The sequence below is a fragment of the Sinomonas sp. ASV322 genome, from assembly GCF_030908245.1.
Taxonomy (GTDB): Bacteria; Actinomycetota; Actinomycetes; order Actinomycetales; family Micrococcaceae; genus Sinomonas.
In genome coordinates, this window is the sequence record NZ_JAVFJJ010000005.1 from 133,640 (window position 1) to 155,383 (window position 21,744).

General features: G+C 69.4%; 20 protein-coding genes. 13 read left to right on the forward strand and 7 right to left on the reverse strand.

Going from position 1 to position 21,744, the window contains the following annotated elements:
* Positions 1-57: 57 nt before the first annotated feature.
* The gene (locus tag RBS12_RS09220; protein WP_307965787.1) at positions 58-951 is read left to right on the forward strand and encodes a fumarylacetoacetate hydrolase family protein; all 894 of its coding nucleotides are present in this window, start codon (positions 58-60) and stop codon (positions 949-951) included.
* Between the two features lie 46 nt (positions 952-997).
* Here RBS12_RS09220 and RBS12_RS09225 read toward each other — a convergent pair whose 3' ends face one another.
* Together RBS12_RS09225 and RBS12_RS09230 are read right to left on the reverse strand one after the other, a co-directional pair.
* Positions 998-2,452, reverse strand: coding sequence for an MFS transporter (locus tag RBS12_RS09225; protein WP_307965788.1), 1,455 nt, complete (start codon positions 2,450-2,452; stop codon positions 998-1,000).
* A 53-nt stretch (positions 2,453-2,505) separates the two neighbouring features.
* On the reverse strand, positions 2,506-2,919 hold the full coding sequence (locus RBS12_RS09230; RefSeq protein ID WP_307965789.1) for a hypothetical protein: 414 nt from the start codon (positions 2,917-2,919) through the stop codon (positions 2,506-2,508).
* A 217-nt stretch (positions 2,920-3,136) separates the two neighbouring features.
* On the opposite strand from RBS12_RS09230, the gene RBS12_RS09235 reads away from it, so the two are divergent.
* The 6 genes from RBS12_RS09235 (at position 3,137) to pabB (ending at position 8,110) form a co-directional block, all read left to right on the forward strand.
* The gene (locus tag RBS12_RS09235) at positions 3,137-3,958 is read left to right on the forward strand and encodes a class I SAM-dependent methyltransferase (RefSeq protein ID WP_307965790.1); all 822 of its coding nucleotides are present in this window, start codon (positions 3,137-3,139) and stop codon (positions 3,956-3,958) included.
* Positions 3,959-4,057: 99 nt separating this feature from the next.
* Entirely contained in the window at positions 4,058-4,378 is a 321-nt protein-coding gene (locus RBS12_RS09240) for a type II toxin-antitoxin system prevent-host-death family antitoxin (RefSeq protein WP_307965791.1), read from the forward strand.
* Entirely contained in the window at positions 4,327-4,725 is a 399-nt protein-coding gene (locus RBS12_RS09245; protein WP_307965792.1) for a type II toxin-antitoxin system VapC family toxin, read from the forward strand. The genes RBS12_RS09240 and RBS12_RS09245 overlap by 52 nt, the downstream gene beginning before the upstream one ends.
* A 22-nt stretch (positions 4,726-4,747) precedes the next feature.
* Positions 4,748-5,368 (forward strand): LysE family transporter, encoded by a 621-nt coding sequence (locus tag RBS12_RS09250; RefSeq protein WP_307965793.1) that lies wholly within the window; start codon positions 4,748-4,750, stop codon positions 5,366-5,368.
* Positions 5,369-5,429: 61 nt separating this feature from the next.
* Positions 5,430-5,963 carry a low molecular weight protein-tyrosine-phosphatase gene (locus RBS12_RS09255; protein WP_307965794.1) on the forward strand — a complete coding sequence of 178 codons (534 nt, stop codon included), beginning with the start codon at positions 5,430-5,432 and terminating at the stop codon, positions 5,961-5,963.
* Positions 5,960-8,110, forward strand: coding sequence for an aminodeoxychorismate synthase component I (gene pabB / locus RBS12_RS09260; RefSeq protein ID WP_307965795.1), 2,151 nt, complete (start codon positions 5,960-5,962; stop codon positions 8,108-8,110). The genes RBS12_RS09255 and pabB overlap by 4 nt, the downstream gene beginning before the upstream one ends.
* A gap of 141 nt (positions 8,111-8,251) precedes the next feature.
* Here the strand turns inward: pabB and cls are convergent, their stop codons facing one another.
* Positions 8,252-9,727 (reverse strand): cardiolipin synthase, encoded by a 1,476-nt coding sequence (cls, locus tag RBS12_RS09265; RefSeq protein ID WP_307965796.1) that lies wholly within the window; start codon positions 9,725-9,727, stop codon positions 8,252-8,254.
* Positions 9,728-9,749: 22 nt separating this feature from the next.
* Between cls and RBS12_RS09270 the strand changes: the two genes are divergently transcribed.
* The 3 genes from RBS12_RS09270 (at position 9,750) to mmsB (ending at position 13,477) form a co-directional block, all read left to right on the forward strand.
* Positions 9,750-10,664 (forward strand): aminodeoxychorismate lyase, encoded by a 915-nt coding sequence (locus RBS12_RS09270; protein WP_307965797.1) that lies wholly within the window; start codon positions 9,750-9,752, stop codon positions 10,662-10,664.
* 346 nt (positions 10,665-11,010) lie between these two features.
* Positions 11,011-12,531: a CoA-acylating methylmalonate-semialdehyde dehydrogenase gene (locus RBS12_RS09275; RefSeq protein ID WP_307965798.1), complete on the forward strand. Its 1,521-nt coding sequence runs from the start codon at positions 11,011-11,013 to the stop codon at positions 12,529-12,531.
* Between the two features lie 4 nt (positions 12,532-12,535).
* Positions 12,536-13,477, forward strand: coding sequence for a 3-hydroxyisobutyrate dehydrogenase (gene mmsB, locus RBS12_RS09280; RefSeq protein ID WP_307965799.1), 942 nt, complete (start codon positions 12,536-12,538; stop codon positions 13,475-13,477).
* 16 nt (positions 13,478-13,493) lie between these two features.
* Here mmsB and RBS12_RS09285 read toward each other — a convergent pair whose 3' ends face one another.
* Together RBS12_RS09285 and RBS12_RS09290 are read right to left on the reverse strand one after the other, a co-directional pair.
* Entirely contained in the window at positions 13,494-14,003 is a 510-nt protein-coding gene (locus RBS12_RS09285) for a MarR family transcriptional regulator (RefSeq protein ID WP_307965800.1), read from the reverse strand.
* A 2-nt stretch (positions 14,004-14,005) separates the two neighbouring features.
* Positions 14,006-15,832, reverse strand: a complete 1,827-nt coding sequence (locus RBS12_RS09290; RefSeq protein WP_307965801.1) for an AMP-binding protein — start codon at positions 15,830-15,832, stop codon at positions 14,006-14,008.
* A 341-nt stretch (positions 15,833-16,173) separates the two neighbouring features.
* Here RBS12_RS09290 and RBS12_RS09295 point away from each other — a divergent pair, with 341 nt between their 5' ends.
* Entirely contained in the window at positions 16,174-17,241 is a 1,068-nt protein-coding gene (locus tag RBS12_RS09295) for an adenosine deaminase (protein ID WP_307965802.1), read from the forward strand.
* A gap of 114 nt (positions 17,242-17,355) precedes the next feature.
* A complete protein-coding gene (locus RBS12_RS09300) occupies positions 17,356-17,655 on the forward strand; it encodes a hypothetical protein (protein WP_307965803.1) in 300 nt (99 codons plus the stop codon).
* On the opposite strand, the gene RBS12_RS09305 is transcribed toward RBS12_RS09300, so the two are convergent.
* Both RBS12_RS09305 and RBS12_RS09310 read right to left on the reverse strand, forming a co-directional pair.
* Positions 17,652-18,236 (reverse strand): TetR/AcrR family transcriptional regulator, encoded by a 585-nt coding sequence (locus RBS12_RS09305; protein ID WP_307965804.1) that lies wholly within the window; start codon positions 18,234-18,236, stop codon positions 17,652-17,654. The two genes, RBS12_RS09300 and RBS12_RS09305, sit on opposite strands and share 4 nt — an antisense overlap.
* Before the next feature lie 62 nt (positions 18,237-18,298).
* Positions 18,299-20,368: an MDR family MFS transporter gene (locus RBS12_RS09310; protein ID WP_307965805.1), complete on the reverse strand. Its 2,070-nt coding sequence runs from the start codon at positions 20,366-20,368 to the stop codon at positions 18,299-18,301.
* A gap of 200 nt (positions 20,369-20,568) precedes the next feature.
* Between RBS12_RS09310 and RBS12_RS09315 the strand changes: the two genes are divergently transcribed.
* Positions 20,569-21,555 carry a hotdog domain-containing protein gene (locus tag RBS12_RS09315; protein WP_307965806.1) on the forward strand — a complete coding sequence of 329 codons (987 nt, stop codon included), beginning with the start codon at positions 20,569-20,571 and terminating at the stop codon, positions 21,553-21,555.
* Positions 21,556-21,744 lie beyond the last annotated feature (189 nt).

Consider the following 21,744-nt stretch of genomic DNA (forward strand, 5'->3'; position numbering starts at 1 on the left):
TTTCTCGTGTATCGGAAGTAAGTTTCCATAATATGGAATATACGATTCGGAGGCCCGATGAAGTTCCTCAGACTCGGCGACCGCGGCTCGGAGCAGCCCGCAGTGCTCGCCGTCGGCCCGGACGGCCGCGAGCACGCCTACAGCCTCAGCCCCCTCACCTCGGACATCGACGGAGCCTTCCTCGCGGACGACGGCGTCACGCGAGTCCGCGCGGCCCTCGCCGCCAGGGAGCTCTCCGAGATCGACGGCGCCGAGGGCCTTCGCGTCGGGGCACCCGTTGCGCGGCCGGGCAGCGTCATCGGCATCGGCCTCAACTACGCGGCGCACGCAGCCGAGTCCGGGCTCGACCTCCCGACGGCCCCGATCGTGTTCCTCAAGCCGAGCAACACGGTCGTCGGCCCGCACGATCCGGCGCCCATTCCGCCGTCGTCCGCTGCCTTCGACTGGGAAGCCGAGCTCGCGATCGTCGTCGGCCGCGCAGCGTCCTATCTGGCCACGGACGGCGAAGCCGCGGCCTGCATCGCGGGGTACACGCTCGCGGACGACCTCTCCGAACGCGACTACCAGACGTCCGGCTCGGGCCAGTGGACCAAAGGGAAGTCCCTCCCGGGCTCGACGCCGCTCGGCCCGTGGCTCGTCCCCGCCGACGAGCTCGACGCGTCAGCCCTCCGCGTCCGCAGCTGGGTCAACGGCGAAGCCCGCCAGGACGCCCACACGGACGACCTCGTGTTCGGGCCCACCGAGCTCGTGCGCTACTGCAGCCAGTACATGCTCCTCGAGCCCGGCGACGTGATCCTCACGGGGACGCCCGCCGGCGTCGCGCTCTCGGGGAGGTTCCCGTACCTCGCGCCCGGGGACACGCTCGAGGCCGAGATCGAGGGGCTCGGGCGGCAGCGGCAGAAGCTCTACCGGGCCGGTGCGATATCGACTGCTCCAGAACTGTCGTTTTAGGCGCTCAAAACGACAGTTACGGAGCAGTCGATGCAGGTTGGCACGCTCAGCGCCTCCCGCTCACCTGGGTCCCTGCGTGGCGCGGGAGCAGGAGGCTGTCGGCGACGCTCACGAGCATGAGCGCGGCGATCGCCACGAACGCAACGCGGTACGGCATCGCGTGGTCCGCGCCGTCCGGGCCGAAAGCCGCGCCGACGCGGATGAGGAGCGCCCCGACGGCCACGCCGAGCGCCGCCGCGAGCTGGACGAGCGTGTTCGCGATCGCATTGGCGCTCGGGAGCTGCGCGCCCGAGACGTCGGAGTACTGGACGGTCATGTACGCCGAGAAGCCGATCGAGCGGAAGGCCCCGGACACGAGCAGAAGCCCGGCGATGAGCACGTCGGGGGTGGACGGCGTGAGCAGCGCGCAGGCCGCGAACGTCGCCGCGGAGACTGCCGCGGCGACCACGAGCACGGGCTTGAATCCGAAGCGGCGGATGAGCGGCGTCGTCGTCGGCTTGATCCCGATGTTCCCGACGAACACCGCCGCGACAAGGAGCCCCGAATGCACGGGGTCCCACCCGAAGCCGTCCTGGAACAGGAGCGGGAGGAGGAACGGGACGGCCATGATGGTGAGCCGGTAGATGAAGCCGCCCGTCTGGGTCGCCCGGAACGTGCGCACGCCGAGGACGCGGAAGTCGAAGAGCGGCCGTGGGGCGCGCCGCATCCACCACACGGCCGCGGCGAGCGCGCCGGCACCCGCGGCGAGCGCCGCCGTCGCCCATCCAGCGGGGCGCCCCTCCGAGAAGAGCTCGAGGCCGACGACGACGGCCGCAACCCCCGCGGTGGTCAGCACGAGCCCGGGCCAGTCGAGCCGCCGCTCGCGGTCCGATCCCCCGCGGGGCACGAGCCGCAGCGCCGCGAGGAACGCGGCCAGGCCGAGGGGGAGGTTGACGAGGAAGATCCAGTGCCACGAGAGGTACTGCGTGAGGGCGCCGCCCACGAGCGGGGCGATCACGGGCGCGAGGAGGCCCGGCCACACGAGGTAGGCGGTCGCCGTGAGGAGCTGGTCCTTGGGCGTGCCGCGCAGGACGACGAGCGAGCCGACCGGCACCATCATCGCGCCGCCGAAGCCCTGCAGGGCGCGGAACGCCGTGAGCGCGCCGAGGTTGGGACTGAGCGCGCACAGGAGCGAGGCGAGCGTGAAAACCGCGATCGCCGAGCAGAACACGCGACGGGATCCGAAGCGCTCGGCAAGCCACGAGCTGAACGGGATGCCCATCGCGACGGCGACGAGGTACGCCGTCATGGCCACGTTGACGTCAGCGGGAACGACCCGGAAGTCCGTGCCGATGGCGGGCAAGGCCGTCGAGAGGGCCGTGCCGTCGAGGAACTCCATGAAGTACGTCGCCGCGACGAGAAGCGCGAGCCGAGGGTTCCACGTGCCCGGCGCGGGGGTCGCTCGCCATGCCGACGGCGACGCGGAGTCGGCGGACGACGGCGTGGGCTCGGGTGTGGTCATCGACCAAGCCTATCGGCGCGGCGCCCTGCCTCTCAGGGTCGGGCCCCGCCGCGTCAGGACCCGGAATAGAGCGCCGTGGTCTGGTTGAAGACCTCGGGGCCGCTCGCCATGCCGACGGTGACGACAAACGCGATGAACAGCGCCGAGGCGACCGCCCACGCGGCCGTCGCCCATCCCAGGGCCCTGAGGTCCTCTCGCGAGAATTCGTTCCGGACGTCCTGGACGTGCAGCGACAGGCGCTGGGCGGGCGTGAGCGCGAGGGCCGGGACGAGCGCGTTCGGCGCGTGGTCTGTCGAGCCGTCGACCAGGACGGCGACCGTGCGGCCATTGCGGCGGTCGTTCGCAAAGTGGCGGATGCGGGCTCCGTGGCGCGCGAGGAGGATGTCTTCGCCCAGCGGAATCGCACGGTGGCGGCTGAAGAGGCCCTTGCGGCGGTGGCGGATGCTGCTTGTGTTGAGAACGGTCATGGGAGTGCTCCTTTCGCTGCGAGAGGGCACCTTTGCCCACGGGGTATCCCAGGACATTTCCCAGGATGCTTGTCTCTTCAAGCTTAGGGCGGTAGGGTGGAGGATTTTCGCCGGATTCCGGGTTTCGTCGGCAAGCTCACGGTCCCGCGTAGCCAAACTCACAGGACCTTGTCGCGTCTGCCACGGGCCCGATACCCGGGGCGCGTAACGTGGTTCCATGGACGGCCAGCAGAGCACTCCCGACGATGTCTACACCCATGGGCACCACGAGAGCGTCGTGCGTGCGCATGCCGCACGAACCGCCGAGAACTCTGCGGGCTTCGTGCTCCCGCACCTCGCCCCCGGCCTCCGGGTGCTCGACGTCGGCTGCGGGCCAGGAAGCATCACGTGCGACTTCGCGGCGCTCACCGCGCCCGGCCAGGTCCTCGGCCTCGACCGCTCGGAAGACGTCGTCGCCCAGGCCCGTGCCCTCGCCGAGGACCGCGGAATCGAGAACGTGAGCTTCGCCATCGGCAACGTCTATGACCTCGACCTCGAAGACGAATCGTTCGACGTCGTCCACGCCCACCAGGTGCTCCAGCACCTGACGGATCCCGTCGCGGCGCTGCGCGAGATGCGCCGCGTCGCGGAGCCGGGCGGCATCGTGGCCGTGCGCGACGCCGACTTCCACGGCATGAGCTGGTATCCCGAGATCTCGGAGCTCTCCGAGTGGATGGAGCTCTACCAGCGGATTGCCCGGCGCAACGGCGCGGAGCCGGACGCCGGCCGTCGGCTCGTGAGCTGGATGCAGGAGGCGGGGTTCACCGACGTCGCGCCGTCCAGCAGCAACTGGCTCTACGCGACGCCCCAGCAGCGCACGTGGCAGGCGCGCGTGTGGAGCGAGCGGGTGCTCCACTCGGCGTTCGCGGAGCAGGCAGTCGCGTATGGCTTCGCCGAGCGCGCGGATCTCGAGCGGATCGCGGCCGGCTGGCACCGCTGGGGCTCGTCGTCCGACGGCTGGTTCCTCATCCCGAACGGGGAGGTCATCGGGCGGGCCTGAGGGCTGCCGTTTCCCCTCCACACAATGCCTCCGCGCGTGTCTTCCACATACGACGGCGCCGCTCCCCTTCCGCGGGGTGCGGCGCCGTAGCGTCGAGGCATGAGAACTTCCGGAGCTGGTTCTGCCGTGGGCATTGACCAAGTAGGGTTGATCAACATGGGGACCTACAACATCCTTGACGCCAAGACGCGGCTGTCCGAGCTGCTCCATCGCATGGACGCCGGGGAGGACGTGATCATCGCGAAGGCGGGCCGCCCCGTGGCGCGCCTCGTCAAGATCGAGTCCCCCAAGAAGCGGCCGCTCGGCTTCATCAAGGGGCACCTGCCAGAGAACTTTCTCGAGCCGATGAGTGAGGAGGAACTCGCCGAATGGGAAGGACCCCTTATCTCCTCGACACCCATACACTCGTCTGGGCACTGACCGAACCGCGAAGGCTCTCCCGCAGGGCGCGAGCGGCTCTCGAATCGTGGGACTCGAAGCTCATTGCTTCAGCCGTCTCCGGGTTCGAACTCGCCAACAAGCGCCGCATCGGCAAACTCGCAGATCTCGACGGACTTCTTACGGGCTATGAGAAACACGTGCTCGCCCTCGTGTCTGAGGAGCTTCCGATAACGGCCGGACACGCTCTCGAAGCAGGACGCCTCGCGTGGGATCATCGCGACCCGTTCGATCGGATCATCGCGGCACAGGCGCTCGTCGAGGGCTACACGCTCGTCACCGCTGATTCAGCCTTCTCGGCCCTGCCCGGCCTCGACATCCTCTGGTGATCCGCGGCCGTAATCTGGAGGGGTGCCTTTTTCGATCTGGGCCGCCCTCCTGGGCGCCTGCCTCCTCATCAGCTTCACCCCCGGCGCGGGCGCCATCAACACGATGAGCAACTCGCTCAACGCGGGATTCCGCCGCGCCATCTGGGGAGTGCTCGGGCAGCAGGCGGCCCTCGTCGTGCATCTGGCCGTCGTGGCGGCGGGCCTCGGGGTGCTCGTCGCGAGCTCACCGGTCGCGTTCAACGTCATCCGCTACCTCGGAGCCGCCTACCTCATGTTCCTCGGGGTCAGGCAGTTCCTCCGCAGGCCGGACGTCACCCAGGAAGCCGCGCAGGCTCTCGGGAACGAGCCCGCATTCTCCATGTTCCAACGGGGACTCTGGGTCAACCTCCTCAACCCGAAGGCAATCGTCTTCTTCCTCGCCTTCATCCCCGGGTTCGTCCGGCCCGAGCTTCCGCTCTGGAGCCAGTACGCCGTCATCGGGGCAACGATCGTTGGAGTGGACATCGTCGTGATGTGGTTCTTCTTCGCCCTCGCGGCCAAGAGCTTCCAGCGGTTCACACGGGACGAGCGCGGCCAGCGCCTGCTCAATCGCATCTTCGGCACCCTCTTCGTGGGCGTCGGCGTCCTGCTCGCCGTTGTCTAAGCGCTTTCATCTTCCGCCGCTGATTCCGGCTCGGCGATCCGCGGACCCTATGCTTAGTCGCATGAACTCGACGGCGAGCCCCTACCGGATCATCACGGTCTGCACCGGGAACATCTGCCGCTCGCCCATGGCCGAGTTCATGCTCGTCGAAGCCCTCGCCGCCGCAGGCCTTTCGGAGCGCACAGTGGTCGATTCGGCGGGCACCACCAGCTACGAGGTCGGTCGGCCGATCGACCCGCGCGCCGCGCGCGTCCTCGACGCGCACGGCATCCACTCGCACGCCCACATCGCCCAGAAGTTCCGGCCGGAATGGTTCGACGAGCGCGACCTCATCCTGGCGCTCGACGTCGACCATTACGGCCACCTGCGCGAGATCGCCCCCGCCGGGACAGAGCACAAGGTGCGCATGATGCGCGAGTTCGATCCCGCCGTCGCGCATCTCGACCACCTCGACCAGGGCATCGAAGACCCCTGGTTCGGCGGTCAGAGCGACTTCGAGCTCACGTGGGAGCTCATCGACGCGGCAGTGCCCGGCGTCGTCGAGCACGTGCGCGCCGAGCTCTCCCAGCGGCCTCCGGCCTTCGCCGAGGCGTGACCAGCAGCCGCCCCTCCCGCCCGACCGTCATCGCCGTCGACGGCCGCTCGGGTGCGGGCAAGACGTCCCTCGCCGTTGAGCTCGCGGCCGCCCTCCGCGAGCACCGCTCCGTCACACTCGTCCACCTCGAAGACCTCTACACCGGGTGGGACGGCCTCGCGCAAGGCATCCGGCGCTGCGCCGACGACGTGCTCGGCCGGCTCCGCCGCGGCGAGGACGCGCGCTGGCGGGCGTGGGATTGGCTCGCCGACGCGTACGGCGAGGAGCGCGTGACCGAGCCGGGCGACGTCGTCGTCCTCGAAGGCGTGGGCGCAGGCGCCGAGCCCTTGCGCGCGCTCGCGGACGCCGTCGTCTGGGTCGAGGCGTCCACGGCCGAGCGCAAGAGCCGGGCCCTCGCGCGCGACGGCGAGACGTATGTGCCGCACTGGGACCGCTGGGCGGCGCAGGAGGACGCCTGGCTCGCCGCCGACGACGTACCATCCGCCGCCGCGGTCACCGTCATCGCGGGAGCCGGCGAGGCCCGCCCGGACGGGGCGACGGCCCGCGTCCTCGACGCGCTCGCCGAGCTCCCCGCGCTGCGCGAGGCCCTCGCGCCCGAGCGCGCGGCACGGGAGTCCGGGACCGTCTCAGCCCGGCGTCTCGCGGCCACCCCCGACCCCGAAGCCCTCTTCGCGTCGCTCTTCGGCGAATCGACTTACGCGGTGTGGCTCGATTCCTCCGACGCATGCACGGACAGCGCAGGGCAGCGCAGCCGCTTCAGCATCATGGCCGACGACGGCGGAGCCCGCGGCAGGCGCATGACGCACCGCGGCGGACGCACGAAGGTCACGTTCGGCCCGGAATGGGGCACTCCGACGACCGCCGTCTTTGAGCAGCCCTTCTTCCGTTGGCTCGACGCGGCATGGGGCCGCCCGTCCCTCCCCCGAGTCGGCGTCGAAGGGCTCGAATGCGGGTTCGCGCTCGGCTGGCTCGGTTATCTCGGGTACGAGCTCAAGCGCGAATGCGGTGGGAACGACGTGAGCCCCGGTTCGTTCCGCGGCACGCCCTCCGAGGATGCGCAGCTGGTGTTCGCTGCGCGCGCCGTCGTGCTCGACCACGAGCTCGGCGAGACCTGGCTCCTCGCCCTCGACGCGCCGGGCGCCGTCGGGTGGCTGGACGAGGCCGAGCGCGCCGTGCGCGGGGCGACCCCGCCTGCCCCCGCAACGCCGCCGGCCCCCGCGACGCCGGCCGCCGTCGCGCCGCCGGCCGCCGCTGCGCCGCCTGCCGCCGTCGGGGAGGCACCCCGCTTCACCGCCCGAGACTCGGCGGACGCCTACCGCGACAAGGTACGGGACGCGAAGGCCGAGATCGCCGAGGGCAATACCTACGAGGTGTGCCTCACGACGACGCTCGAGGCCGAGGTCGCCCCCGGCTCGGCGCCCGACCCCTGGCTCGCCTACCGAGCGCTCCGCCGCCGCAGCCCTGCCCCCTTCGCCGCATTTGCGCGCTTCGGGCCACTCGCCGTCGCGAGCACGTCCCCCGAGCGCTTCCTGAGCCTCGCGGACGACGGCCGGCTTCGCGCCGAGCCGATCAAGGGCACGCGCCGGCGGGCGCCCGGCGCCGACGCCGCCGAGGACGCCCGCGTGCGCGCGGAGCTGGCCGCGAACCCCAAGGACCGGGCCGAGAACCTCATGATCGTGGACCTTCTCCGCAACGATCTGAGCCATTTCGCGGTCCCCGGCTCCGTGGCCGTCTCGCGGCTCTTCGCCGTCGAGACGTACGCAACCGTCCATCAGCTCGTCAGCACGGTCGACGCGCAGCTGCGCCCCGACGCGTCGCGCGCCGAAGCCGTTGCTGCGGCATTCCCTCCCGGATCGATGACCGGCGCGCCCAAGATCAGCACGATGCGCATCCTCGACCGCCTCGAGGCAGGCCCTCGAGGCGTGTACTCCGGCGCGATCGGCTACTTTTCGCGGACGGGCGCCGCAGACCTTTCCGTCGTCATCCGGACGCTCGTCGTCCAGAGCGCGGCCGACGGATCGGCGCGGCTCACGCTCGGGGTGGGCGGCGCCGTCGTCGCCGATTCCGATCCCGACGCCGAACACGACGAAATCCGGGCCAAAGCGTTCGCGGTGCTGACCACGCTCGGGGCCGAGTTTCCCGACTGATCCCGCGCTCCAGCCCGTTTCTTCGCCCGGGACACGGGCGGAACGCGCGACGCGCCGGGTTCCTGACTGATCGGGAAGGTTCAAGCGGGCAGGAGCGCGCGGCCGGCGGTGCGCGGGCCTCCGGCGGCGCGAGCCTCGGTCCTACTGAACGGTCGCCGTAAGCCGCGCCACGTTGTCGACGTAGCGGCTCAGGATCGGCCGGCTCCGCCACGCCTCGAGGTCAAGTGGCAGGCTGACCTTGCGGTACATGTCCTCGACTTGGCGCATCTGGGCCACAATCCCGGCGCCCGGAAGCATGAGCGAGACCTCCATGTTGAGCGAGAACGAGCGCATGTCCATGTTCGAGGAGCCCAGGACGGCCACGTCGTCATCGACGGTGAAGTGCTTCGCGTGGAGCACGAACGGCTTGGGGTAGCGGTAGATCTTGACGCCCGCGGCGAGCAGCACCTCGTAGTACGACTGCTGCGCGTGGTGGACCAGGAACTGGTCGCCCTGCTCGGAGACGAACAGCTCGACGTGGACCCCGCGCTGGGCTGCCGTGGTCACGGCGTAGAGGAGCGAATCGTCGGGGACGAAGTACGGGCTGCAGATCGACAGCCGGTGCTGAGCCGAGTAGATGAGCGTGTTGAACAGCCGAAGATTATTCTCATTCGCGAAGGCGGGGCCGCTGGGCACGACCTGCGCCGCGACCGATCCCGCCGCAGAAGGCGGCGCCATCTGCTCTGCGAGGAGCTGGCCGGTCTCGCCGAGCCAGTCGGTCGCGAAGACGACGTTGAGCGTCGTCACGGCGGGCCCGTCGAGGCGCGCCATGAGCTCGACCCATTGCCGCCCCGCGCGGCGGTGCCGCGGGTTGCGGTACGAACGCTCGATGAGGTTGAGCGACCCGGTGAACGCGACCTCGCCGTCGACGACGAGGATCTTGCGGTGATTCCGCAGATCTGGCCGGCGCCACTGGCCCAAGAGCGGCAGAAGCGGCAGCATGCGCCGCCATTGGATCTTCGAGGCCCGGAGCCGACGCAGCAGCCCGCGGTATCCGCGGATCCGGGCGGTCCCGATGTGGTCGAAGAGGAGCCGCACCTCGACCCCGCGCTCGGCGGCCTCCTCGAGGGCGGCGAAGAACTCGTCCGTCAGCTCGTCCGAGCTCATGATGTAGAACTCGGCGTTGACGAAGCGCTTCGCGTTCCGGACTGCCTCCGCCATGGCCGCGAGGGCGTCCTCGTACCCGGGGATGAGGCGCACAGAATTGCCATCCACCATGGGCAGCGCCCCGAGCTGCTGATTGAGCTTCGACGCCGAATGCAGCCATTCCGCGCCGGCGAACGCAGAGGCGGGTTCGCCGCCGTCGGACTCGGCGACCAGGGCGCGAACCTGCTCGTCGACCTCCTGCTGCTGTTCGCGCCGCTTCCGGGAGAGACGGAAGTTGCCGAACATGAGGAAGAGGAGCAGCCCGACAGTCGGGATGAAGAAGATGGCCAAGAGCCAGGCCATGGCAGTGGTGGGACGGCGGTTGCCGGGGATGATGCCGACGACGGCGACACGGATCACGAGATCGACGACGGCGAGCAAGAACGTTATCCAGTTGGGCAGGACCCCCACAAGCGGCAGCTGGAAGAGCATGGGCACAGCCTAAGCTGTGACCATGACTCAGACCGTGCTTGTCTTCCTCGATCCCGCTCACCCGGACGGACGCATCGAGGATGCCAGCAAGCCCACGCTCTACGCGACCGACCAGGGCGTGAACCGGGGCGACGGCGTGTTCGAGACTCTCCTCGTCCTCGACGGGCACGTGCGCAAGCTCCCGGCGCACCTCTCACGGCTCGCCTCGAGCGCCGGGATGATCCACCTCGACGTGCCCGGCCACGAGCAGTGGGAGCGCGCGATCGTGACGGCGCTCGCCGAGTACCAGCGAACGGTCGGCGTCCTCGACGAGGTCGTCGTGCGGCTCGTCGCGACGCGCGGAGTGGAGGGCACGCACGTGCCGACCTGCTGGGTCGCCGCGTTCCCGCCCGCGCACTCGGCGAAGCGACAGCGCGAACACGGCATCGACGTCCTCCTCCTCGACCGCGGCTACGACTCCGACCTCGCCGAGCGCGCCCCCTGGCTCCTGCTCGGGGCCAAGACGCTCAGCTACGCCGTCAACATGGCGGCCCTCCGCTTCGCCCACGACCGCGGCGCCGACGACGTCATCTTCACCTCCCGCGATGGCAAGGTCCTCGAGGGCCCCACCTCGACGGTCTTGGTCGCCCATGCGGAAACGGACGACGCCGGCCGGGTCACCTTCAAGCGGCTCGTGACCCCTGAGCTTGACTCGGGGATCCTGCCGGGCACCTCCCAGGGAGCGCTCTTCGCGGCGGCCAAGAAGGAAGGATGGGAGCTCGGCTACGGGCCTCTCGAGCCCGACGACCTGTTCGACGCCGACGCCGTGTGGCTCATCTCGTCGGTCCGGCTGCTCACCCCGGTCAATCACATCGACGGCAAGCCGATCGGCACGAACCCCGCCCTCGTCAAGGCTCTCACCGAGGAGCTCGCGGGGCTCTTCGACCGGATCGCGTAGCACCGTCCAGGGGTCACCTCCCGCGGGTCCCGCACCGTCCAGGGGTCACCTCCCGCGGGTCCCGCACCATCCAGGGGTCACCTCCCGCGGGTCCCGCACCGTTCAGGGGTCACCTCCCGCGGGTCCCGCACCATCCAGGGGTCACCTCCCGCGGGTGTTGAGCGAACGACGACGCCACGCACCCACGGGACGTGACCCCCAAAGCGCCACGCACCCACGGGACGTGACCCCTGAACGGGGGATGCGCGCCGGCTCTGGCACTTACTTGGAAGTCCGAGTATCTTCGGAACTGGGCTTTCCATGAGATGTAAGTCACACCCCAATCGGATGCAAAGGAGCGTTCGCCATGGTCCACGAGTCCTCCGCGACGGTCTACGAACTGAGCCATTACCTGGGCGGGCAGAGGGTCGACGGCGCTTCGGGCCGCTACGGCGACGTCTACGATCCGTGCACCGGCCGCGTGCAAGGCCGCGTCCCGTTCGCGAGCGCAGACGAGGTCCGCAACGCGATCTCCGCGGCTGAGAAGGGGCAGGCCGAGTGGGCGGCCATCAACCCTCAGCGCAGGGGCCGGATCCTGCTCAAGTTCGTGGACCTCGTCAACGAACACCTCGACGAGATCGCGACCGCCCTCTCGAAGGAGCACGGCAAGACGCTCGCCGACGCGAGGAGCGACGTGCAGCGCGGCATCGAGGTCGTCGAGTTCGCCGCCGGTGCGCCGCATCTGCTCAAGGGCGAGTTCTCTGACGGCGTCGGCCAGGGAATCGACGTCCACTCGCTCCGGCAGCCGCTCGGCGTCGTCGCCGGGATCTCGCCGTTCAACTTCCCCGCCATGATCCCGCTCTGGCAGTGCGGCCCCGCCCTCGCGGCCGGCAACGCGTTCATCCTCAAGCCATCCGAGCGCGATCCGTCCGTTCCGCTCATGCTCGCCGAGCTCTTCACGGAAGCCGGAATGCCCGACGGCGTGTTCAGCGTCGTGAACGGAGACAAGGAGGCCGTGGACGCGCTCCTCGAGGACCCGCGGGTCAAGGCGATCGGCTTCGTCGGATCGACGCCGATCGCGCAGTACATCTACGCGACGGCCGCGGCCCACGGCAAGCGCGCCCAGTGCTTCGGCGGCGCGAAGAACCACATGGTCGTCATGCCGGACGCGGACCTCGACGTGGCCGCGGACGCGCTCATCGGCGCGGCGTACGGCTCGGCCGGCGAGCGCTGCATGGCCATCTCGGTCGCCGTCCCGGTCGGCGAGGAGACGGGAGACAGGCTCATCGCGGCGCTCCAAGAGCGCATCAAGGGCCTCACGGTCGGCCCGAGCCTCGAGAAGGGCTCCGACTTCGGGCCCGTCGTCACGCCGGCTGCGAAGGAGCGCATCGAAGGCTACATCGCCACAGGCGTCGAGGAAGGCGCGACGCTTGTCACCGACGGCCGCGGCGCGACGGTGGACGGCTACGAGGGCGGCTTCTGGATCGGCCCCACGCTGTTCGACCGGGTCACCCCGGAAATGAGCATCTACCGCAACGAGATCTTCGGCCCCGTACTGAGCGTCGTCCGCGCCGAGGACTACGAGGAGGCGCTGCGCCTCTGCAGTGAGAACCCCTACGGCAACGGCGTCGCGATCTTCACGCGCGACGGCGATTCGGCTCGCGACTTCGCAAGCCGCGTCGAGGTCGGCATGGTCGGGGTTAACGTGCCGATCCCCGTGCCCATCGCGTACTACACGTTCGGCGGCTGGAAGTCCTCGGGCTTCGGGGACCTCAATCAGCACGGTCCGGACGCGTTCCGCTTCTACACCAAGACGAAGACCGTCACGAGCCGTTGGCCTTCCGGAATCCGGCAGGGCGCGCACTTCGTGATGCCTGAAGGGAGCTAGTGACATGAGCGACGGCGAAGCCACAGAAGTCACGGGCGGGACGATCGCGTTCCTGGGTCTCGGCCACATGGGCGGTCCCATGGCCGCGAACCTCGTCAAGGCGGGACGCGACGTCGTCGGCTTCGACCCGTTCCCCGCGGCCGCGGAAGCCGCGCGGGCCCACGGGGTAGAAGTAGCCCAGTCAGCGGAAGAGGCGGCCAAAGGCGCCGCGATCATTCTCACTATGCTCCAGAAGGGAGAGCAGGTCCTCGAGCTCTACCGCGGAACCGAGGAGCAGTGGGGCCTCCTCGCGAGCGCCGCGCCCGGGACGCTCTTCCTCGACTGCTCGACGATCAACGTCGACGATGCCCGCGAGGCCGCCGAGGCGGCGACGGCCGCAGGCCATCGGTTCATCGACGCGCCCGTCTCAGGCGGTGTGATGGGCGCCGAGGCGGCCACGCTCACCTTCATGGTCGGGGCCAGCGACGAGGACTTCGCACAGGTCGAGCCCCTGCTCGGGCTCATGGGCAAGCGGATCGTGCACTGCGGCGACCACGGCGCTGGCCAGGCGGCGAAGGTGTGCAACAACATGATCCTCGGCGCCTCGATGATCGCCGTGTGCGAGGCGTTCGTCCTCGCGGAGAAGCTCGGCCTCAAGGACGACGTGCTGTTCGACGTCGCCGCCCACGCCTCCGGCCAATGCTGGGCCCTCACGACGAACTGCCCGGTCCCCGGCCCTGTCCCGGCGAGCCCCGCCAACCGGAACTACGAGCCGGGATTCACGGGCGCCCTCATGTCCAAGGACCTGCACCTCGCGCTCCAGGCCATCGAGAGCACGGGCACGATCGCGCCCTTGGGCACGCTCGCGGCGAAGATCTACGACGAGTTCGCGACGCATGGCGGCGCGACCCGCGATTTCTCGGGCATCATCACGGACATCCGCTACCGCTCGAACCCGCAGATCTGAAGGCGGGCGCGGGCACTCACGGGTCCACGAAGTCGCCGGCCCTGCGGCGAAAGGCGCCGAGCACGCGGATGAGCTGATCGACGTCGTCGTCCGTGAAGCCCGAGCGCGCGAAAACCTCGGTGTTGAGCGCCGCCGTCGCCCGCTCGGCGAGCGCCCGCCCACCGCCGGTAAGCCCGACGAGCGTCGTGCGACCGTCCGTGGGGTGCGGCGTGCGCTCAACGAGACCCGCCTGCTCAAGGCGGTCGACGGCGTTGGTCACCGACGTCGGATGGACCTGGAGGAGTGCGCTGGCCCGGCTCATGGGCAGCGCGCCGCCGCGGGCGAAGCTCAGGAGCGCGAGCAGCTCGTAGCGCGCGAACGTCAGCCCGTGCGGCTTGAGGACCTCCTCGATGCGTGCGAGGAGGATCTGCTGGGTCCGCATGATCGCCGTGATCGCCGCCATGGGCGCGGCGACGTCGCCCCACCCGTGCCGCTCCCAGTTGCGACGGGCGTCATCGATCGGGTCGCGGGGAAGCGGGGTGCTCATGGCTAGTCCTTGAGGCCCGGAAAATCCGCCTCGGAATACTCGACACCCGCAGCCTGCAAGGCACCGGCGCCCGGCCCCGCATGCCGGGCCTCCTCGCCGTGCCGCAGCTCGACGCGGCGGATCTTCCCCGAGATCGTCTTGGGCAGCTCCGAGAATTCGAGGCGGCGGATGCGCTTGAACGGCGCGAGGTGCTCGCGCGCAAAGCGGAGGATCTCCTCGGCGAGCGCGGGGCTGGCCTCGTAGCCGCGCGCGAGGACCACGAATGCCTTGGGTACCGAGAGCCTCACCGGATCCGGCGACGGCACGACCGCGGCCTCCGCGACCGCCGGGTGCTCGATGAGAACGCTCTCGAGCTCGAACGGCGAGAGCCGGTAGTCCGAGGACTTGAAGACGTCGTCGTCGCGGCCCACGTAGGTGATGACGCCGTCCGCCGCCCGGCGCGCCATGTCCCCGGTGTGGTAGTAGCCGCCGCGGAACGCCTCGGCCGTGCGCTCGGGGTCGCCGTGATAGCCAGCCATGAGGCCCACGGGACGGGGGTCGAGGCGGAGGCACAGTTCGCCGTCGTCCGTCTCCTCACCCGTCGCGGGGTCCACGAGAACGACGTCGTAGCCCGGGAGCGGGCGTCCCATCGCACCGGCGGTGACGGGCTGGCCGGGCGTGTTCGCGACCTGGACTGTGGTCTCGGTCTGGCCGAAGCCGTCCCGGATCGTCACGCCCCACGCCTTCTTCACCTGGTCGATGACCTCCGCGTTGAGCGGCTCCCCCGCCGAGACGACCTTGCGGGGCGGTGCGCCGAGCTTCGTGAGATCGGACTGGATGAGCATGCGCCACACGGTGGGCGGGGCACAGAAGCTCGTGACTCCTTCGCGGCCCATCTGCTCCATGAGGGCCGCGGGGTCGAAGCGCTCGTAGTTGTAGATGAAGACCGTGGCCTCGGCGATCCACGGCGCGAACACGTTCGACCATGCGTGCTTGGCCCAGCCCGGCGAGGCGACATTGAGATGCACATCGCCCGGTTCGAGGCCGATCCAGTACGCGGTCGAGAGGTGACCGACCGGGTAGGACGTGTGCGTGTGCTCGACGAGCTTGGGCTTCGACGTGGTGCCGGAGGTGAAGTAGAGCAGGAGCGTCTCGTCGGCGTGGGTTCGCGCGTCGGGCTCGAAATCGGGGCTCGCGTCGGCCGAATCCGCATAGTCGAGCACAGCGCGGCCGGAACGGGCGACGCCGCCCTGCCGCCCGCCGTCGTCGTCGTGCGCTGCGTCGGGCTCGGCGGCTTCCTCACCCACCCCGGTGGACTCACCCACCCCGGCTTCCTCACCCACCCTTCCCACCCTGATGAGCGTGTAGTCGCCGGCCACGTTGTCGAACTTGGCGAGATGCGCCGCACCCACCGCGGCCCAGCGCGCGGCGCCGCGCTCCACGCGGTCTTGGAGGTCGCGCGGGCCCATGAGGGTCGTGGTCGGGATCATGACGGCGCCGAGCCGAATGCTTGCGAGGATGAGCTCCCAGAGCTCCACCTGGTTGCCGAGCATGATGATGACGTGGTCGCCGCGGCGGACACCCTGCTCGTGGAGCCACGTCGCGGCGCGGCGCGAGGCCTCGGCGAGTTCGGCAAAGGTGCGACGGGTCGAGCTGCCGTCCTGCTCGACGATGATGAGCGCCGGCTGCTGGCCGCGGTCCGGATCTGCTGCGAGGGCGTCGAACCAGTCGGTCGCGAAGTTGAACTCGTCGAAGCGGGGCCACACGAAGGCGCGGCGCGCCTCGTCGTAGTTCTCGCTCAGCGCGAGGAGCCTGTCGCGAGCCTGCCTGAAGTCGTCGGTGACCGTCATCCCGCGCCCTTCTCCGCTGCGGCCGGGCCCTTCGACCCGCCCCGAAAGTGATTCACGTCACCCTGAAATCTACTAGGACGTCCAAGGGCTTGGAAGGGGTGCGGGGTCTCAGAGCCGTCGGCCTCGGCTGGCAGAATCCGGGGAATGAAGATCGGGAGAACGAGTACGGGACCTACGTCGAGCGGGTTGCGACTTCCCCCTAGCCACAGCTGGACGTGGCGGGCGGTCGATTCTGAGTCGGGCGACGTGGCGCCTCATGGTCAGGGATGGAACAAATGGTGATGTTCCGGGGGCTACGTTTGTAGCCTCAGTGTCTCGGCGCGAGAAGGGAAGTGACGGCCATGGCGCCCTCATTAGGAGAGAGATCTATCAGCGGCCTCCAAGCGGACCGGGTAGCGCGGATCCGGGCCCTCCCGACTGCGGAACTGCATCTCCACATCGAAGGCACGCTCGAACCGGAGCTGGCATTCGAGCTCGCGGCCCGCAACGGAATCGCCCTGCCGTTCGATTCGCTCGACGACCTGCGCAGCCGCTACGAGTTCACCGATCTGCAGTCGTTCCTCGACCTGTACTACGAGTGCATGGCCGTGCTGCGGACCCGGGACGACTTCCGCACGCTCGGCGAGCGGTACGTGCAGCGGGCCTTCGAGCAGGGCGTGCGCCACGTCGAGATCTTCTTCGACGCCCAAGCCCACACGGTCCGCGGGGTCAACGCCGAGGACGTCCTCGACGGTCTTCTCGACGCCCTCGAGACCGGCAGGCAGAGGGGGATGAGCGGCGGGCTCATCCTTTCGTTCCTGCGCGACCGTCCGGTGCTGGAGGCGATGGACACCTTGGAGTCCTTGGCCCATCGGGCCGCAGACCTCTTGGCCGTCGGGCTCGACTCCGCCGAGGTCGGCTACCCGCCGCAGCTCTTCGTCCCCGTCTTCGCTCGCGCAAAAGAGCTGGGGCTTCACCGCGTCGCTCACGCGGGCGAGGAAGGTCCCGCCGAGTACGTGCGGGACGCCCTCGACCTCCTCGGCGCCGAGCGCATCGACCATGGCGTCCGTTCCCTCGAGGACCCGGAGCTGATCAAGCGTCTGCGCGATGAGCGGATCCCGCTCACGGTGTGCCCGTTCTCCAACGTGAGGCTCGCCGTCGTACCGGACCTCACGAAGCACCCGATCCTGGACCTGCTCGCCGCGGGAGTCCTCGCGACCGTCAACTCGGACGATCCGGCCTATTTCGGCGGCTACCTCGCCGACAATATGGCCGGCCTCGCCGAGGCCTTCGACCTTGGCGACGACGTCCTCGTGCGGCTCGCGCGCAACTCCGTCGAGGGATCGTTCGCGAGCGTCGAACGCAAGGCCGAACTCCACGCCCTCATCGACGAATGGGCGCGGGGAGGCGGCGGCGAATTGTTGGGTTGAGCAGGGTGAACGCACGTTCCACTCTGCTCAACCCAACAATTCCCGAATGACACAAGCGCCCGGCGAGGCGAACGCCTCTGGCGCGCGGCGCCGTCGTCCGTCTACGGTGCCTTTATGGAACACCCCGCCCCCACGGAACAGAGCGATCGCGTGGCCCCTCCCCCGGGCCTCGCCGCGTTCGACCGGGACGCGCCGCTCGACGAGGGCTACAACCAGGACGACCACTACGGCCACAACCAGGACTTCCTCCTGCTGCGCGATCCCCGCGAGGGCGACGAGACACAGCCCGAGCCCGCCCACCGCGAGCGACGGCGGCGCATCGCGGGGATCGGCCTCGGCACGGCTGGCGCCGCGGGTATCCCCGACGGCGAGGGACACACGCACACCGGTTTCGGGGACTCGGACCGGGACTAGTCGTTCGCGACGGAGACGAGCGCGGCCACGGCCGCGCGCAGGTCCTCCGGGGTGCTGGGCCGCTTGGGCGCGCTGCTGTCGGCCTGGAGCACGAGAGCGGCATACACGAGGGTCACGGCGAGGCGCGCCCTGCGCGGCTCCGTCCGCTGCTCGGCGAGCCCGATGACCTGCTCGCGCAGCGCCGTCGCCCATTGATGGACCTCGCGCAGGAGGTCGGGCTCGTGGGCCATGAGCTTCTTGAGGCTCATGACGTCTCCTCGCGCCCCCGCGGTGTCGGCGACGAGCTTGCACAGGTCATCGATGAGTGGATTCGTGCTCGCGAGGAAGCGCTGCTCGTACTCCTCGGTGATCGCGACGGGCGGGAGCCCGAGCGCGGCGGCGGCCTTCGACGGGAAGTAGTTGAAGAACGTCCGCTCGGAAATCTCGGCGCGGGCGCAGACATCCGCGATGGTGATATTCGCGAAGCCGCGCTCCATCACGAGGTCCCGGGCCGCCTCGTGGATCGACTGCCGCGTCTGGAGCTTCTTGCGCTCGCGCAGTGACGTGGTCTTGCCCTCAAGGGGCGTGGCGTTGGTGCTCACGTGCTTATCCTGTCGCACCGCTCCCCGGGGCCCCGCGTGCGGCGGGGCCCCGGGGCAACGGATCAAGGCCTGTGGACTCGGATAGGCCCGGTCGCGGGCGCGGTCGGCGCCCCGGTCTCCGCGGCGGCCGCGACGGCGTAGACCTCGAGGTCGTCGGCGGTGTTCTGCTGGTCAGCCTGCTCCTGCAAAGCCGAGCGCTGGCGCAGCGGCGGCGTCTTGAAGAACCAGCTCAGGATGAACGCGAGCAGGATCACACCGAGGCCCACCCAGTAGATGCTCACGGCGGAGGCGTTGAAGCCCGCCATGAACGGCCGCGTGAGCCGCGAGTCGGCCCCCTTGAGGTACGACGTGTCCGAGGTGTTCGACGATGAGGACTGGCCCGAGGACGTCGCGCCCTTGAGCTTGTCGATCATCGTCGGCACAAGCTTGTCCACGATCGCGGAGCGCTGGGCCTGGTCCGCGTAGTTCACCGCGAGACCGCCGTTGACGACGGCGGCGCCCGCCTTCTGCGCGGCCGTTTCGAGGGCCTTCTGCTCGGCGGCAGGCTTGGCGGCGGCGACCTGCTGCTCGATGACCGACGGCGCGGCTGCGGCCGGGACGCGGCCCGCAGCGACCTGCTGCTGGACGGCGGCCGTCACCTGCTGCGTGACTGCCTGGTCGGCGGCCTGCTTCGCGGCGGCCGTGCCCTGGTCGAGGCCCGCCTGCACCTGCTGCTTGATCGGGGTCACGATGGGGTTCCAGATCTGCTGCATGACGCCCGCGTTGGCGGGGTCGGTGGCGACGGACGGCGTGAGGGCCGCGTCGAGCGCGCTCGTGAGGTCGTCCTTGTTCTGCATCGCGGTCGTGATGTTGGTCGGCATGACCGCGAACAGGATCGAGAGCAGGACGGCGGTGCCCATGGTGCCGCCGATCTGCCGGAAGAACGTCGACGAACTCGTCGCAACGCCCATGTCCTGCGGCGTCACTGAGTTCTGCGACGCGAGGGTGAGCGACTGCATGAGCTGGCCGAGGCCCAAGCCGATGAGGAACATCGCGATCATGAGGTACCACAGCGGCTTGTCGATGGTCATGAAGGTCAGGACCAGGTAGCCGAAGGCCGTGAAGAGGGTGCCCGTGATCGGGAAGATGCGGTACTTGCCGGTGCGCGCCACGATCTGGCCCGAGACGATCGAGGCCACCATGAGACCGCCGACCATGGGAAGGGTCGCGAAGCCGGACTCGGTCGGGGTGAGGCCGGTCACGAGCTGCAGGTACAGCGGGAGCGTGAGCATGGCGCCGAACATCGCGAAGCCGACGAGGAAGCCGAGGATCGTCGACATCGAGAACGTGCTCGAGTGGAAGAGCCGCAGCGGGATGATCGCGTCATCCTTCATGGCCGCCTCGACGAGGATGAACGCGACGAGGCCGACGCCGCCGATCACGAAGCATGCGATCGAGCCCACCGAGGTCCAGCCCCATTCGCGGCCCTGTTCGGCAACGAGGAGGAGCGGCACCAGGGTCGCGATGACGGCGGTTGCGCCCCACCAGTCGATGCGCGCCGTCGAACGATCGTGGAACTTGGGCAGGTGCAGGAACGCGAGGACCATGCTCAGGGCAATGAGGCCGACCGGCACGTTCACGAGAAACACCCAGCGCCACCCGGCGACGAACAGGATCTCGTTCGCGCCCGCGAAGACGCCGCCGATGAGCGGGCCAATGACCGCGGAGACGCCGAACACGGCGAGGAACAGGCCCTGGTACTTCGCACGCTCGCGGGGCGCGAGCATGTCCCCCATGATCGCGAGCGGGAGCGACATGAGCGCGCCCGCGCCGATGCCCTGGACCGCACGGAACGCGGCCAGCATGAGCATGGACGTCGAGAAGGACGAGAGCACCGACCCGAGGATGAACACGCCGAGGCCGAAGATGTACAGCGGCCGGCGCCCAAAGAGGTCGGAGAGCTTCCCGTAGATCGGCGTCGCGATCGTCGACGTGATGAGGTACGCGGTCGTGACCCAAGCCTGCTGGTCGAGGCCGTGGAGGTCGTCGCCGATCGTGCGGATCGCGGTGCCGACGATCGTCTGGTCGAGCGAGGAGAGGAACATGCCGGCCATGAGGCCGTACATGACAAGCAGGATCTGCCGGTGGGTCATCACCGGATTCGTCGATCCACCGGATGCCCCGGGGTGGGAGGCTGCGCTAGACATGTGAAGAAGATCCGAATCTCTCGAGGGACGGATGCCGTGGAGTGCTTTGGCAAGATTTTTGCAGACTCTGCAAGTTTACGCACTCTGCAAGAAAACGTCCAGCGACACAGTCGCGACACCGGGCTCGCTTGGGCGAGACTGGCCCCATGCACGAGAGCACCCATGCCGCTCTGAACCCCACGGTCACCCTCCGCTTCCTCGCCGCGCCGACCGACGTCGGCCATTCCGGCTCCGTCGACGCCGGCATGGTCCTCGAGTGGGTCGACAAAGCCGCCTATGCGGCCGCCGTCGGCTGGGCGAAGTCGTATTGCGTGACGGCCTACGTGGGGAACATCCACTTCGCGGATCCCGTGAACGTGGGCGACATGGTCGAGGTCACGGCGTCGATCGTCTACACGGGCCGCTCCTCGATGCACATCCGCACGGTCGTCTCGTCCGGCGACCCGAAGGGCGGAGCCCCGACGATGCGGAGCGACTGCCTCGTGATCTTCGTCGCCGTCGACACGGACGGCAAGCCGATCCAGGTGCCCAAGTTCACGCCGGGCACCGAGGCGGAGCGCGAGTCCGAGCAGCACGCGATCGCGCGCATCGGGGTGCGCGACGAGATCGTGATGGCGATGGGCCGCCAGGAGTACACAGACGCGGGAACCGGCGAGCGCGTCGTCCTGCGCTTTCTCGCCGCGCCCACGGACGTGAACTGGGGCGGAAAGGTCCACGGCGGCACGGTCATGAAGTGGATCGACGAGGCGGCCTACGTGTGCTCCGCGAGATATTCCGGGCGCGACACCGTGGCGGTGTTCTCGGGAGGCGTGCGCTTCTACCGACCGCTGCTCATCGGCGACGTCGTCGAGGTCGAGGCCCGTCTCGTGTACACGGGCAACAAGGGCATGCACATCGCCGTCCACGTGCGCTCGGGCAGTCCCAAGGGCACGGAGCTGAACCTCACGACGTACTGCCTCACGGTCATGGTGGCCCGCGACGAGAGCGGAACCGCGGTGCCGATCACGCCGTGGACCCCCACCTCCGATGAGGACAAGCGACTGTGGGCGCATGCGCGCGAGCTCCTCGAGATCCGTGGACGCGCCCCGGGCAACCGGCTCCCTAACCACCTTCAGGAGAACGGCTACACGTAGGATCTCGCGGGCGAGTTATCGTGATGCAGCCCTGATCAGGCCGTTCGACGCCCTCTCGGCCCTCGTCGCCCGGAACCCGTTCGAGGGCCGCGGCGACGAGCGGACCTATCGCGAGACATTCACGTTCTTCGACGGCGGCTCGCCGCTGACCGCTTCTCCACTGGGCGCCCTTTCCCGCATCGGGGCTGC

Bases quoted from the DNA above. Each gene is read 5' to 3' on its own strand.
- RBS12_RS09275 (WP_307965798.1), top strand. From the start codon at position 11,011: ATGGTCCACGAGTCCTCCGCGACGGTCTACGAACTGAGCCATTACCTG.
- RBS12_RS09290 (WP_307965801.1), bottom strand. From the start codon at position 15,832: ATGACGGTCACCGACGACTTCAGGCAGGCTCGCGACAGGCTCCTCGCG.
- RBS12_RS09220 (WP_307965787.1), top strand. From the start codon at position 58: ATGAAGTTCCTCAGACTCGGCGACCGCGGCTCGGAGCAGCCCGCAGTG.
- RBS12_RS09295 (WP_307965802.1), top strand. From the start codon at position 16,174: ATGGCGCCCTCATTAGGAGAGAGATCTATCAGCGGCCTCCAAGCGGAC.
- RBS12_RS09270 (WP_307965797.1), top strand. From the start codon at position 9,750: ATGACTCAGACCGTGCTTGTCTTCCTCGATCCCGCTCACCCGGACGGA.
- RBS12_RS09240 (WP_307965791.1), top strand. From the start codon at position 4,058: ATGAGAACTTCCGGAGCTGGTTCTGCCGTGGGCATTGACCAAGTAGGG.
- RBS12_RS09235 (WP_307965790.1), top strand. From the start codon at position 3,137: ATGGACGGCCAGCAGAGCACTCCCGACGATGTCTACACCCATGGGCAC.
- RBS12_RS09310 (WP_307965805.1), bottom strand. From the start codon at position 20,368: ATGACCCACCGGCAGATCCTGCTTGTCATGTACGGCCTCATGGCCGGC.
- mmsB (WP_307965799.1), top strand. From the start codon at position 12,536: ATGAGCGACGGCGAAGCCACAGAAGTCACGGGCGGGACGATCGCGTTC.
- RBS12_RS09255 (WP_307965794.1), top strand. From the start codon at position 5,430: ATGAACTCGACGGCGAGCCCCTACCGGATCATCACGGTCTGCACCGGG.
- RBS12_RS09315 (WP_307965806.1), top strand. From the start codon at position 20,569: ATGCACGAGAGCACCCATGCCGCTCTGAACCCCACGGTCACCCTCCGC.
- RBS12_RS09300 (WP_307965803.1), top strand. From the start codon at position 17,356: ATGGAACACCCCGCCCCCACGGAACAGAGCGATCGCGTGGCCCCTCCC.
- RBS12_RS09230 (WP_307965789.1), bottom strand. From the start codon at position 2,919: ATGACCGTTCTCAACACAAGCAGCATCCGCCACCGCCGCAAGGGCCTC.
- cls (WP_307965796.1), bottom strand. From the start codon at position 9,727: ATGCTCTTCCAGCTGCCGCTTGTGGGGGTCCTGCCCAACTGGATAACG.
- RBS12_RS09245 (WP_307965792.1), top strand. From the start codon at position 4,327: ATGGGAAGGACCCCTTATCTCCTCGACACCCATACACTCGTCTGGGCA.
- RBS12_RS09285 (WP_307965800.1), bottom strand. From the start codon at position 14,003: ATGAGCACCCCGCTTCCCCGCGACCCGATCGATGACGCCCGTCGCAAC.
- RBS12_RS09225 (WP_307965788.1), bottom strand. From the start codon at position 2,452: ATGACCACACCCGAGCCCACGCCGTCGTCCGCCGACTCCGCGTCGCCG.